This window comes from Lysinibacillus sp. NPDC093216, assembly GCF_050280325.1.
Classification (GTDB): domain Bacteria; phylum Bacillota; class Bacilli; order Bacillales_A; family Planococcaceae; genus Lysinibacillus.
On sequence record NZ_JBNNVB010000003.1, the window covers coordinates 116054 to 130436 of the forward strand.

The window sequence follows — 14383 nt, forward strand, 5'->3', positions numbered from 1 at the left end:
TATTTTACTCATTATTCATCGACTAGTCGAGCCTAAATTAATGGATCACTATATCAGGGATGATAGGTTTACTCGCAAAATCTTGAATACCGTCAAATATTAAAAAAGGTCATCTTTGTAATTTTTTTTACAAAGATGACCTTTTCGCTATTTAAATCGTCTATATAATAGTAGGGCTTATTGAATACGACCGAAGCCTACTAAATATTGATTCCACCAATCAAGTGATTCAATGACAACACCTTTATTTTGAGCATCGATCATCGTGTTATTTCCTAAGTAAATACCTACATGCGCTATGCCTGAACCATAGCTGAAGAATACTAGGTCACCTACACGTGCTTCACTTGCTGAAATACGTTGTGTTGCTAAATATTGTTGTGATGCTGTACGTGGTAAAGATACGCCTGCTTGTTTGTAAGACCATTGCACAAGACCTGAACAGTCAAATCCTGTTGATGGGTTACTGCCGCCCCAAACATAGCTACGGCCTAAGAATTGCTTTGCAGTTGAAATTGCATCACCTGAAGATGCAGTACCTGAACCAGAACCAACAACGACTTTTTGTAGTGATTTTTCATTGTTCGCTTTGCCACTATTGTTAGTGTTGCTAGTATTACTGTTACTATTATTATTGTTACTAGTATTATTGTTAACGTCGTTATTTGTTGCTTGTACTACTGGAGTAGCTGCTTGAAGTGCACGTAAACGAGCTGCTTCTTCCTCTGCTGCTTTACGTTCTGCTTCTAAACGTTCTTCTTCTTGTTTCGTTGCAATTTGTGCCTTTAAAGCTAGAGATTTCGCTTCATTCTCAGCTTTTTTTACTTCCATTTCGCTTTCCTTTTGTTGAAGCTCTTGGAATTGTTTTTGAAGCTCTTTTTGTTTTTCATCTAATGTTGTTTTTTGTTTCTCTAAATTAGCCTTATCCGCTTCTTGTTGATCTACTAATTCTTGGTCAGCATCCATTAATGTTTTTACCGCTACGACACGGTCCATTAAATCTGCAAAGCTTTTCGATTCAAGAACAGCACTTAAATATATACCTACAGTGTTATCTTGAGCTTGGTATGCAGCCATACGTTCACTTAAAATTGTTGAACGTTGCTCAATACGTTTTTTAGTATCTACAATATTTGCATCAACTTCTTTAATATCTGCTTGTACTTTGTTAAATACTTTTACTTTTTCATCGATCTCTTTTTGTAAATTAGTTAATTCTTCTTGTAGCTTTTTAACCTCTGTATCTATTTTAGCTTTCTTATCAATCATTTGTTGAGATGTTTCTTCTGCGTGCACTACGGTTGGTTGAACTGTATTAAATAATAAGCCGCCAGCTAGTGCTAATGCTAGCACCATCGACTTACGCCATTTATTGCGTTTACCCACGTTATTCTTCCCCTTCACTAGTCAATTTCGCTCTTCGTATTTTAATGTAATCACTGGAACGATTTCTTTTATTTTCTCTTATATATTTATTAGCCTTTTAAAGTTTAGCATTATTAGCATAACTTTTATACTATTTCACGGCTTTTTAATCGTTTAGTAAAACTCGCAACATTCTTGTAATATTCACGTAAATTCTATTAAATTCTACAAAACTACATTTTATTCTACATAACAACGTTTTTAACTGCTTTACCATTAGACCCAATTTCTGTTTTGTAATGTTTTTGTAATATTTCTCGAGAACATTTACCCATTATGCCTCTGCATAATTGCGTCCAGAATCGGCTAAAAGAAGTTAAAATAAAAAAAAGGTAAGGGAGCATTTCCCCTACCTCATCTTGTCGCAAATGTATTTCAATGAACAAAGATATTAATTTCCACTCCAAGTTGGCGCTTCCTATTGCCTCATAGAACGTAACGCTTGGATAGAAAGGCGTACCAAAAGAATGGCACATAAAAACAATCCCAAGTATGCAGCTGTATTTAAATAAACAGCGTATGCATCACGAATAAATTGCGAGATTGCTAAAAGTGCTACAGAAACAATGCCAAAGGTAATACCTACGAGAAGTAAGACGAAACGGGAAAACAAATTTGTAATAAAACGAGCATTATCCTCATCCGAAAAAACATCGTGATGTAAGATAATTTTTCCACTCTCTACCCGTTGAATGAGCTGGTTAACTCGTCTTGGCATTTTGCGCAATGCCGGAATAAGCATTGCTAATTCTTCTTGTAAACGTTCCTTCGTTGCCATCGGTTCTTTAAATGGCTTCAGGAAGGATGCTCGCATATATGCAGATGAAAAATCTTTTGCTTCCGTAAAAATATCAAAATTCGGGTCAATTACCCGTAAAGTCCCCTCTAATGTTACTAATGAACGCAGCGCTAAACCTACTGCTGGATAGAAAGCAAGACCAAAATCCCGAACAACCGTAAATAACGCATGTATTAATTCTTCTGTCGGAATTCGATCCACGTAAGAAATTTTCAAGAGAATTTGATCAATTGCTTGTTCTATCTTTGCACGATCTGCATGATCAGCGTTTTCAACCAATAATGTTACACCGTCAAATAAAGTATTTGAATCATTTAGATGAATCCCCATTAAAATTAGCTTTAAGCCCTCTTGTTGTGTAGCTCCCAAACGGCCAACAGCCCCAAAATCAAGGAGGATCGGTGTGCCATCCGTCTCATCAATCTGAATATTTCCTGGATGTGGATCTGCATGAAATATACCCGAAACAAGCATCTGTTCAATGAAGGAGTATAAAACAGTCCGTGCAAACTGCCTACGATTATTTCCTAATCGATTAAATTCAGCCGCAGCATTTGCAACGCTTTTCCCCCGTACATATTCCATGACAATAATATTTTCATTACAGTATTTTGTATAGATTTTAGGAATCTTCACCTTATAATCGCTTTTAGTAAGAGCATTCGTCACCTGCAATGTATTACGAGCCTCAATATCTAAATGAACTTCCTCGCGTAACCCATCGCCAAATCCTTTAGCAAGCTCTCGAAAACCAAGTGACTCAGCCCATGTAGATTTGTTTGAAAGCCAATTGGCAAATTCCTCTAAAATATCGAGATCGTCTCGCATGATTTCCTTCACGTCTGGACGTAGTAGCTTCACCACGACTTCATCAAAATTTTTCAATCGTGCCTTATGTACTTGTCCAATAGATGCTGCCGCAATAGGCTCCATTTGAAAGCTTACAAATATTTCATTCATAGGCTTCGGAAGTGAATCTTCTAAAATTTGTGATACCTGCTCTGACGATAAAGGCTTCACATTATGTTGTAGCTTCTCTAACTCGTCAATAAAAATAGGCGAAAACAGTTCCTTACGAGTAGAAAGTACCTGACCAAATTTAATAAATATCCCACCACATTGCTCCAAAGTTATCCTTAAAGCAACGGCAAGCTCCTTTTCATTTTCTCGTTGTCTTGCGTATTTAATCGTTTGAACAACACCATTTGTCACTGCTATTTTTAACACCTGACGCAAACGCTTTTGCTGCCGCCAGTAACTACGAAGGCGCAATAATAAATTTTTTTTGCCATTCCGACGATCTCTAGCTGTAATACCACTTGGATCAAAAAGCTCAAAAACGAGGTAGAGTAACATCGAAATTAGTAGCATGCAACCAATCCAAACAAGTGTACTAACCTCTGTCACTGTTTGCATCATTGGTTCGTATAAAAAATCTGTATGGCGTAAATAGGTATACCAATAAACAAAGGACGTTAGCGTCACACTAATAACTACAGAAAGAACCCTACGTATAAAATTAATATTTGAACCAATTAATCGACCACTTACAAAATAAATAAGCACTGATACAACAATGAGTTCGATTAAAAATTTCAAAAAAATCAACAGCGTCACCTCCGATGCTACTTCCTAATACTGCTAGTATAACAAAATACGACCTGTACATCTTTGTATAAAGCCAGAGAAATAGTTACTTTAATAAAGGGTGTGGTTCTATAATAGTATCTTTTTTCGGCATGAGGTCACCATCTATATCTTGAAAAAATAGAGGCAGTCCTTCCGCTAAGACAGGATGTATAACTTTCGTTGGATCTTGTCTTTGATGGTGAATATGCAAATGAGGCTCCGAGGATGAACCGCTATTTCCAACACGCCCTATGAAATCTCCAGGTTCTACAGTATCTCCAACTTCAACAGATACGCTACCTTTTTTAAAATGATTAAGTAAAAGATACGTACATGTTTCGTTTATTTTTATGTACACGTAATTTCCTTCAATCGACTTAAAATCTTCTGTCCCTGGTGTAATGTCAGCTTCATTATTTGAAACAGCAATAACAACTCCAGAAACAGGTGAGTAAATTTCTTTATTCCATATTCTGTAATCCTCATTGCTTTCACTATTAATATTATATGGTTCCATTACTAAATCGTAGGCCCATCTCTCTGATGCCCATACTGCATGAGGCAAATTATCTTTAACATCATTACCGCCCCACCCAACTACAGTTTCTGCAGTTAAAGGCCAGCTTACAGTTATAGATGGTTGGGCACGTTCAATAGTGTTCGGGTAAGCATAAGAAATAATATTCATGGTCATTAGTATTGGAAAGATTAACATTATGTTTACGACTATATTAATAAACAGCTTTACACCTTTCTGCTTTTTAATAATAAATATAATCACCATAATCAAATTAATCATCAATCCTAGCGCCCCTACGATTGGTAAAACTAATTTAAGTATTGCCCATGAATACGCTCCATATATGCCACCAATAAAAAAGACACTGATCCATAACAATAAAATAAATCCTATTAAAGCACCATTTGTGTAACCATACTTTCGCAACACTTTTTTAATAATAAACTTCCTCCTTATGTCTAAAATCCGTAATAATAATCACCATTACTAAATATAGCAATCGAAGGATAACGCGCCTATACGGCCTCAGATGTAGATTTCCATCTTTAGATAAAAAAATACCTTTAGACAAAAAATTATCTAAAGGTAAATCGAAACGTATATTATTTCTACTCGCAAGAGATGGTCCCTCATCTTAATTAGTAGAAAGTACTTGCTCCCAATTTATTGTGCCATTTTTAACTTGTTCCCGTTTTTCTTTATTCATAATATCATTAGGACGTCCGCCTTCTGGCCAATCTTTATCATGATTTGCCCATTCAGGTCGATCCTGCGATAAAATAAAGGCTGCTAAATCAGCGGCATTTTGATCTGTCAAAGTACCCTCTGCACCAACTGGCATATTATGTTTGATGTAGCCAGCCATTTTTGACATTCTCGCCATACCCGCTCCATCATTGAATGAGTTTTTACCCCATAATGCTGGGCCTGTATTAGCACCTGTACCTGAGCCATCAGCTGCGTGACAAGCAATACAAGACTGGGCATATACTTCCTCACCGTTCTTAACATCTGGTATAGGAATGTTCTTCATAGTACTTGTACCTACCCATTCACGCTCTGCCCCGATCGGTACACCTTCTGAAATATAGGCGAAGTATGAGACCATTGCTTCTAACTCTTTACTATTCATGTCAAATTTCTTACCGTTCATACTGCGAACCATACAACCGTTAATACGCTCCTCAATCGTTACAATATCACCTGAGCGTGCAATATATTGAGGATAATTCGCCATAACACCTACCAATGACGAAACTTGTTCATCATAACCCGCTCCTGCATGACAGCTTGTGCAAGACAACTGATTCCCAACATATTCTTCTGCAGCAACATGTGTATTATTTACAAGCTCATAGCCGTATAATATCGCTTCCTTCATAGGTCCATCTGGTACTTCTTCAATACTTGGCGGCGCATAGACAACTGACTGAGCAGCTGCTGTCGTTGGTATTTTTGTTTGTACAGCAACTTCTTTACTTTCTCCTTTAGCATCCCCTAAAATTTTGTCGCTAATGACCGCCCCCACAAAAAGTGTACCTACTAACAGCACTGTCCCCGCAACCCCTGCTACTATAGGTTTCATCTACAATACCCCCCTTTGTATAATCACCTATATTTTAGCAAAACGATATGTTTTTCGATGTGATTTTTCTCACATTTCACGTAAATAGAACCATTTAGAGGATATAATTACAAATTCTTTTGTTCTATAACACATTAAACAAGACTTAATACCTCATACAGTATGAATTATTTCCTAATACAAAAATGCCGAGCACAGCATTGCACCCAGCATTTTAGCGTATTCTTATAATTTACATTCACCATCAGCACAAATAGCTTCACCATCACCTACCATCTTTAAAACCGGCTGAATACCCGCTATCTCCGCCGCTTGATGTAAAGTACGTACGAAAACCTCAGTTGGCTCTGCACCTTTAATACCGTAACGATTTTCAAAAACAAAGAACGGAACACTTTGTATACCTAGCTGTTGGGCATCATATCGATCTCTATCTAAAACTTCACTGAAGTCTTTTGATGCTAGTACGCCCTTTGCCATTTCAACATCTAAGTCTAAATTTTCAATGACTTTTAACAAGAACCTATCATCGTTTAAGTCTTTTCCTTCCAAAAAATAACCACTCATAAGTTCTTCCGTATAAACCGACTCTTTACCAAAATCTCTTGTCCATTTTGCCAATCGATGGGCTTTTTCAGTATGAGCTGTTTTCATATCCTCAAAATTGTAATGCAAGCCAACCTCTTCGGCCCGTATTGCTATACCCTTAGTTATTTCCTTTACTTCTTCTATCGTGGAGTCAAATTTCGCAGTCATACCCTCATATAAAGTTGGTGCATCTTTCTTAGGCGTATCTGGTCCAATTTGATATGCTTTGTATTCAATTTCTACCTGCCCTGAATAACCTGCTAAGTCAATAGCACGCTCCAATTCTCGTTTGCCAATATAGCAGAACGGACATGTAAAATCGGAAAAAACCTCAATTTTCATTTACAACTGCCTCCTATAATATATTCATCCAAATTTTGATAGCAGTTGCCAATATAAGTACTGCTAAAATAGCCTGCAAAATTTTCGTATTTAAATTTTTCCCTGCCCTTGCACCTAATGGAGCAGCTACTAGGCTAGCTATAATCATAATGACTGCAGGATAGTAATTAACTTGTCCCGTCATCAATTTTCCAATCGTTCCACCTATTGAGGATATCAAGGTAATCGCAAGGCTTGTAGCGATTGTCATACGTGTGGGTATACCTAATACTACTAGCATTATCGGTACTAACAAGAAACCACCAGCTGCCCCGACAATCCCCGATCCAATACCAACAATAAACGCTAAAACGGCTGCTATCGGTTTATTGAACGTTACCTCATCTAAAGGCTTGTCGTCAATTTGCTTCTTAGGAATAAACATCATCACCGCGGCAATCAACGCCAATACACCATAAACGATGTTAACTCCCACTTCAGATAAAAATTTAGAACCATAACTACCAACGAAACTCCCTACTAATACGGCACCACCCATATATATAATCAGTGATTTATTTAAATAACCACCTTTTCGATATGCCCATACTCCTGCCATAGAAGCAAACAACACTTCTACTGCACTAATCCCTGACACCTCGTGTGCTGAAAATGCTGCAAAGCCAAGTAAAGGTGGGATATATAATAACATTGGATATTTAATAATTGCTCCGCCAATTCCTAGCATTCCTGATACAAACGAACCGACAAAGCCAATCAAAAATATTGTAATAATCCATGCTAAATCCATACTCTTCCTTCTTTCTGGTTACTTCACTAAGAACCAATAACAAAAGGAGGGGTGTTCTACTTTCCAATAGACAACCCCCTCCAGTCTTAAGCTTTCTGAATAAAGAATGTAATGACACCAGCGTCTTCAGTTTTATCTAAAATTGTATGACCACCGGCTTTTACCCAAGCAGGGATGTCCGCTAGCGCTCCTTTATCTGTTACTTGAACCTCTAAAACTTCCCCTGAAGCTAATGTATCTATCGCTTTTTTTGTTTTCACTATAGGCATTGGACAAGATAGACCTTTTGCATCTAGTTGTAAGTTTGATTTCATATTTTTCTCCTTTGGAACGGCAAAGGTTGTAAGCGATTTTGCCGGTTCTGTTTGTTTTTTCACGACTTTACGAAGGATGAGCGCCTTCGCTTCGCGGTATTTACATGCTATAACCATGCATGCGTACTCATTGCATTTCACTTAACGGACTATCGAACTGCGCAGCGATTCGGACCAATTTCCATCTCTGTTTGCTCATCCTGCGTCGGGGTAATCTTACCCATATTTACTTGACGAATTTCTTGATATGCATTTGGCTGTGGAGGCAAATGCTTTGTTACCACGCTTCGGAATTCTGCTTCATCTTTAATATTTAAGCCGTGATTTTCGGCAAATAATTGCCCAAGATGTTTTGCTACAGTTCCATCTTCATTTAGTTCATCAATAATCATAAAATGAGCCGGTAAAACAATTAAATCATCCGATAATTCTCTGTATCGTTTGTAAAGTGTTTCGCGTAAATCACCAACCCAATCTTCTGCAAGACCCGCTAAATCAGGGCGTCCAATTGAATCAATAAATAAAATATCTCCAGTTAATAAATACTTGTTGTCCACAACAAATGACGTTGAACCAATTGTATGACCAGGAGAATAAATCGCTCCTACATCAATTTTAGAGGCGCCAACTTGTACAGTTGTTCCATCCAGTAAAGGTGTATAGTCAAACACAACCTCTTCTGCATCTTTTGGTGGTAAATAATACGCCGCACCAGTAGTAGCTGCTATATGTCGTCCACCAGAAATATGATCAGCATGCAAATGTGTATCGAACACATATTTAATTTTTACGTTTTTCTCTTCCGCAAAGCTTGTGAATGTGTCAGTAAAACGCACAGCATCGATAATCGCAGCTTCTCCCTCAGAGATGACCATATAAGAAAGGCAACCCTTCCCTAAACGTACAAATTGATAAAGCTCACCACCATCTGTTAAATCTCCAACTTTAATCGGTTCTAAATATTCACTCCACGTTTTCATTCCACCTTCTAAATAAGCCACCGTGCGTCCCGCTTCTGATAACATCTCGGCTACCATCAGAGATGACCCTTCTTTCGCACAAACGACTAACACATCCATATCAGCTGGAATCTTCGGTAAAATATCCTCGACGCCGTCTAATAGCTCAAAATACGGAATATTAAGGTATTCAAATTTATGTCCATCAATTTTCCAATCTTCGAATGCATCCGCATTTCGAACATCTAAAATAAATAATTCTTCATTATTAATTACTTTTTTCGCTACTTGTGCTGCGCTCCATTTTAGAACTGACACTTCAGTTACCCCCTTAGGTATTGTTTTATTGATTTTTTTAGCGGAAAGGACTGTCCTCTCCGCCTGTATAGTTACAAATTAATTAGAATGTTAATGACGGTGCTGCATCTTTTGCAAACTCTAAGAATGTCACAGCTCCCCCAACCTCGATACCTTCAATAAAATCTGCTGTCGTTAAACCCATTACATCCATAGTCATTTGACACGCGATCATCTTCACACCTAATTCTTGTGCCATTTCCACCAATTGCGGAATTGCTGGTACATTAGCTTTAGCAAACCCTTCTGCAAAATGCTCCGCTCCCGCAGGCATAGGTAATGCGTGCATTCCTTGTTTATGAATTAAATTTAAACCTTCGAATGTAAAGAAGATGGCTACTTCTTTCTCTGTAGCAGCCGCTGCCGTCGCAATATTGAACACCTTATACGCATCGAAAAGACCACCGTTACTTGCAATTATCGCTACTTTATTTGACATAATAAATTCCTCCTAAATATTTTTTGTTAAATTTCCCGTCCAGGAAGTCATCCCTGGTAGAACGTTAAATACCTTTGTAAAGCCATGTGCTGTAAGCTTTTGAGCAGCTAAATCACTACGCTTCCCTGTTCGACATACGACATAAATCTCTTGTTCTTTATCAAGCTCAGAAAGACGAGCTTCTAGTTCCCCCATCGGAATAGACTTTGCTCCCTCAATATGCCCAAAAGCAAACTCCGCCTTCTCTCGAACATCGAGAATAAGACCTTCTCTTTCCATAACCTCTTCTAACTCAATTGTCTGTTCAAATGTTCTCTCATCCATTGTGTCATCTGAACATTTACGAATGTAATGTTTAAGCACACTCTCTTCTTCCACTGTCCCAATATATTGATGACCTACAGATTCAGCCCATGCAGCAATATCCGCCTTCGAACCCTTGTCTGTCGCTGAGACTTCTAAAATTTGACCATCTACTAAATCAGCCATTGCCTTTTTCGTTTTAACAATTGGCATAGGACAAGAAAGCCCCTTGGCATCCAGCTGAAAATCTGCCTTAATACTCATAACTTCCTCCTATATACCTACAAGGGTATTATTTTTACTAAAAAAATATAGCAAGCGTTACAGGTTTTACTTTACTTCACCATTCCAAGCGAGCATACCACCAACCATATTGGATACGTTGAAACCTTGGCTTTCTAAAAACTGAGTAGCACTTCCACTACGACCACCTGATCGACAGACCATAACATATGGTTCATTTTTATTTAGCTCATGCAGACGAAATTCAAGTAAGCCAAGTGGGATATGAATAATGCCCGGTATGTGACCTGCCTCAACTTCATCTACTTCACGTACGTCGATTAAATTTATTGCCTGACCTTGCTCTAAAGCTTGTTGTACTTCTTTTGTTGAAACTTCCTTCATGCTATTTTCCTCCTAATACGCACTCATGCCACCACGGACATTTGTGACACGCTCAAATCCTTGTTTTTTTAATTGCTTACACGCCTGACTACTACGCATCCCACTTTGACAAATGACCACTACCTCTTTATCTTTCGGTAATTTATCAAAACTCGAACCAAGTGGAATATTTTTAAATTGCGGGATATTTCGCCCCTTATATTCAGCCGGTGTACGCACATCGATAAAAACTTTATCCTTATCATTCAAAATATTTTTCAATTGCGCCGCCGAAATTGACTGCACCCCTTTCGTTGGCTTCATTCGCCAAACGAAAAATGCAATAACAACAGCAAGTAAAATCCATGTTCCCAAGTAACACCACCTCCTCCTGCATACTATTCAGGGTATATAAATTTATCTGCTTTTCACAACTAAATCCATCGCTTCTTGGATGGCTGTATTCACTTTTTCCGCATCCCCTTCAGCAGTCGTAACACATTCCAATAAATTTTCACTAACAATTACTCCAATAGTCCGATCAACCGCAGAACGCACGGCAGATAGCTGTGTAATCACATCTTTACAGTTTTTTTCTTCCTCCATCATGCGTAAAACACCACGCAATTGACCTTCTATTCGCTTCACTCGATTAGCTGTTTTTGTACCGTAAGCCATACTATCACGCCTCCCTTCAAAACGATCGATTGAACTTGCTTACGTGATTCATAATATACCCCATTAGGTATAATGTCAACATGAAAGCTCGAATTTTTCTTAATCATCGTTACAATGTCATTTCCCTCTTGTAGCAACGTTTTATCTCGTCAATAGACTGAGTTCCTCTATTTCAGCGGGTGTAAACACCGCTGAAATAAGTTAAAAAAAGCGAGAAATCCGACGATGCATCATCGAATTTCTCGCTTAAATAGAATTTATAGCACATTGCTATGAAGGCTTATTTCTTTTTAATAGTAATTGTCCAAGCAGCTTCGCCAACTTGTTCATACTCCGTTACCTCGTGCCCTTCTTCAGCAGCCCAACGAGGAATAGATTCTGTACCTTGTGTACAATCAAATTGCACTTCTAATTCATCGCCTGAATGTAAATCTTTTATAGCTTCTTTTGCTTCTACTAAAGGAAATGGACAAACCATCCCCATTACTTCTAATGTTTTTTTCAAATGAATACACTCCTTTTTTATGCTGTTATTACTCGCGCAGCTTGCTTAGCCTTTTTACTTGGTCGAACGAATACAAAGTAAGATGCTGTCCATGTACCTAAAATCATAAACCCTAATGAAATCCAACCTTGCCAAGTCATCATCGCTGTCATCACCAATCCATTACCAATTGAGCAACCTCCTGCTAAACCTGCGCCGAACCCCATCATAAGTCCACCACATAAGCTGTTTATCGCTGTTTTTGTATCTGGAATACGGAATCTAAATTCGCCACTCATTTTTGCTGCGAATAATGATCCTAAGAAAATTCCTAGTACAAGGAAAACACCCCAGTTGATGAAGCTAATTTGTCCTGTCACTAAAAATTGCAAAATATTAGCAGAAGGTGTTGTAACACCTAACCCACCTATGCGACCAGTAGCAACACTTAATGGCCACGCTAAAGTTGCAATTACGCCAATAATTGTTGCAGTTATAAATGGATGCCAACGTTTTTCAAATAAAATATGTGCTAATCCCGTTTTTTTCGGCTTTAACCCTGGGATTTTCAATCGTGGCTTCTTGAGCTCACGGTAAATGATCAATGCAACAACTACTACAAAAATCGTAATAATCAACCAGTTGTTTACGCCAATTGTCTCGGCAATAGAATTACTTTCAATGCTCGTTTCTTTAATAGCCTTATCTAATGGCAGCAATACACCTGATTTCATCATTGCTGCTACAAGCATATACCCAGCTAATGCAATCCAACTGCCAATTAAACCTTCTCCAGCACGATACCAAGTCCCTGTTGCACAACCACCAGCGAAAATAATGCCAATCCCAAAAATAAATGAACCAACAATAACAGCTACTATTGGTAAAGAACCAGCACTGAATTCAAATACCTTTAAACTAATTAAGGTATATACACCAACACTTTGAATTGCTATCGCAATCAGTAATGCGTAAAACATACGATTATCTTTTGTCAAATACATATCGCGGAAGCCGCCAGTCAAGCAAAAACGACCACGCTGCATTACAAATCCTAGTAAAGCTCCACAAATAAGTCCTGTAATAACCATTTGGACCATCCATAATTCCCCTTTCGATATCCAAGTATTCTTATAAGGTATATTACCACCTGTTTTACTGCGAATTCAATCACTTTTTTAAAAAAAATGAAAAATCTAATAACTCTTTCAAACCTACGCACTCAAAAACCCTTGCTACAAGTGCAAATAACTGCTTCTTATAACAAGGGTTCATTTATTTTGTTAATTGCATGGCTGGACCAAAGAATTCATAATGAATTTTTTCGTCTTTCATGCCAATCTCATGTGAATTTTTGATTTCTTTGTAAAGGTTTCTTATAGATTGTTTTCGTTTTTTTCGCAGTATGATTTCAAAGGAATTGTACGCTCTGCACAAATAAAAACATACTTTATAACACCCCCTATTTTTTATTTAACCTATAGAATTACAATGTTTTAATGGTTAAAAATACTGTGATTTAGTTTTGTGCTAACATGTTTATGAAATTCCGGTAATTCCTTTAACGGTTCTTTAAATGTAATTAGTACCTTTTCAATACCGATGCTACTTAATTCTTGTAATTTAGCAATTACTTCATCATAACTACCGATTAACCCTGTACGAAAACCTTCATTATTAGCTACAAAATCACTTAACTGAGTGGCATTTTTCCACATCCCTAACGTTTCTTTGCGATTCTGGAACTGCAGGATTGCTTCTTCATCTGCATGGTCAATAATAGATTGAAATTCTCGGAACGCTTCTTCAGAAGTTTTACGGGCAATCACAAATGCATTAACAGCAAATTTTATCGTCCGCCCCTTTCTTTTCGCAATCTCAGTTACATTTTCAATCTGTTTTTGCAACTCTACAATCGGAGCTCCGTTCATAAAATAAACATCACTGTGCACGCCTGCCATAACTTGAGCGTCTTCTGAATTACCACCTTGATAAATTGAAGGATATGGCTTTTGAATTGGTTTTGGTGTAAGCGTAGCATTTTTTATTGTATAGAAATCGCCCTCATAGCTAAAGTTGTCTTGTGACCAAAGACCTTTCAATACCTCTAAATACTCTGTTGAACGTCGATACCGATCTTCATGGTTGATCCACTCAATACCAAAGGTTTCTTGCTCTTTTTTAAACCAACCACTCACTAAATTAATATGAAATCTCCCATTTGAAATGACGTCTATTGTTGAACCTATTTTAGCTAAAGTTGCTGGATGGATGAACCCAGGCAAAACAGCTGCTATAAAGTGAATATTTTTCGTTTCAGCAAATAACGCTGCCGCAATCGTTAGGGCATCCAGCTGCCCTTCTTCAGCACTATCATTACCACCAATATTACCCATATATCGAATTGGAAATAAAACAGCATTTATATCTAACTTTTCAGCCAATTTTATCAATGTTTTATTGTACTCAAAGCTTCCTTCTGTATTTTGCTCTATCCTAGAACGTAAAAATCCACCTGCTAAATTTGAGCCCCAAATAACAAATTCCATTCAATGATCACTCCAT

General features: G+C 37.7%; 16 protein-coding genes. All 16 read right to left on the minus strand.

The window, feature by feature from the left end; all coding sequences use genetic code 11:
• Positions 1-177 precede the first annotated feature (177 nt).
• Positions 178-1386, minus strand: a complete 1209-nt coding sequence (locus ACQKOG_RS05205; RefSeq protein WP_370077051.1) for an NlpC/P60 family protein — start codon at positions 1384-1386, stop codon at positions 178-180.
• Positions 1387-1843: 457 nt separating this feature from the next.
• Complete coding sequence (locus tag ACQKOG_RS05210; RefSeq protein WP_370077053.1) at positions 1844-3832, minus strand: ABC1 kinase family protein; 1989 nt, start codon at positions 3830-3832, stop codon at positions 1844-1846.
• Between the two features lie 85 nt (positions 3833-3917).
• Positions 3918-4751 (minus strand): M23 family metallopeptidase, encoded by an 834-nt coding sequence (locus ACQKOG_RS05215; protein ID WP_370077055.1) that lies wholly within the window; start codon positions 4749-4751, stop codon positions 3918-3920.
• 256 nt (positions 4752-5007) lie between these two features.
• Entirely contained in the window at positions 5008-5958 is a 951-nt protein-coding gene (locus ACQKOG_RS05220) for a c-type cytochrome (protein ID WP_370077057.1), read from the minus strand.
• A 225-nt stretch (positions 5959-6183) separates the two neighbouring features.
• Complete coding sequence (locus ACQKOG_RS05225) at positions 6184-6888, minus strand: DsbA family oxidoreductase (protein WP_402870103.1); 705 nt, start codon at positions 6886-6888, stop codon at positions 6184-6186.
• A gap of 13 nt (positions 6889-6901) precedes the next feature.
• Positions 6902-7678 (minus strand): sulfite exporter TauE/SafE family protein, encoded by a 777-nt coding sequence (locus ACQKOG_RS05230; protein ID WP_402870100.1) that lies wholly within the window; start codon positions 7676-7678, stop codon positions 6902-6904.
• A gap of 86 nt (positions 7679-7764) precedes the next feature.
• The gene (locus ACQKOG_RS05235) at positions 7765-7992 is read right to left on the minus strand and encodes a sulfurtransferase TusA family protein (RefSeq protein WP_402870236.1); all 228 of its coding nucleotides are present in this window, start codon (positions 7990-7992) and stop codon (positions 7765-7767) included.
• Between the two features lie 149 nt (positions 7993-8141).
• Positions 8142-9269 (minus strand): MBL fold metallo-hydrolase, encoded by a 1128-nt coding sequence (locus ACQKOG_RS05240; RefSeq protein WP_402870097.1) that lies wholly within the window; start codon positions 9267-9269, stop codon positions 8142-8144.
• Between the two features lie 82 nt (positions 9270-9351).
• Positions 9352-9747, minus strand: coding sequence for a DsrE/DsrF/DrsH-like family protein (locus ACQKOG_RS05245; protein WP_370077063.1), 396 nt, complete (start codon positions 9745-9747; stop codon positions 9352-9354).
• A gap of 12 nt (positions 9748-9759) precedes the next feature.
• Positions 9760-10314, minus strand: a complete 555-nt coding sequence (locus ACQKOG_RS05250) for a sulfurtransferase TusA family protein (RefSeq protein ID WP_370077065.1) — start codon at positions 10312-10314, stop codon at positions 9760-9762.
• Between the two features lie 66 nt (positions 10315-10380).
• Entirely contained in the window at positions 10381-10677 is a 297-nt protein-coding gene (locus ACQKOG_RS05255; RefSeq protein ID WP_370077067.1) for a rhodanese-like domain-containing protein, read from the minus strand.
• Between the two features lie 12 nt (positions 10678-10689).
• Positions 10690-11031, minus strand: a complete 342-nt coding sequence (locus ACQKOG_RS05260; protein WP_370077069.1) for a rhodanese-like domain-containing protein — start codon at positions 11029-11031, stop codon at positions 10690-10692.
• A 42-nt stretch (positions 11032-11073) separates the two neighbouring features.
• Positions 11074-11334 (minus strand): metal-sensitive transcriptional regulator, encoded by a 261-nt coding sequence (locus ACQKOG_RS05265; RefSeq protein WP_249074807.1) that lies wholly within the window; start codon positions 11332-11334, stop codon positions 11074-11076.
• A 280-nt stretch (positions 11335-11614) separates the two neighbouring features.
• Entirely contained in the window at positions 11615-11839 is a 225-nt protein-coding gene (locus tag ACQKOG_RS05270) for a sulfurtransferase TusA family protein (RefSeq protein ID WP_132361421.1), read from the minus strand.
• 17 nt (positions 11840-11856) lie between these two features.
• On the minus strand, positions 11857-12918 hold the full coding sequence (locus ACQKOG_RS05275; RefSeq protein ID WP_370077072.1) for a YeeE/YedE thiosulfate transporter family protein: 1062 nt from the start codon (positions 12916-12918) through the stop codon (positions 11857-11859).
• A 396-nt stretch (positions 12919-13314) separates the two neighbouring features.
• Positions 13315-14367 (minus strand): LLM class flavin-dependent oxidoreductase, encoded by a 1053-nt coding sequence (locus ACQKOG_RS05280; protein WP_249074810.1) that lies wholly within the window; start codon positions 14365-14367, stop codon positions 13315-13317.
• Positions 14368-14383: the final 16 nt, after the last annotated feature.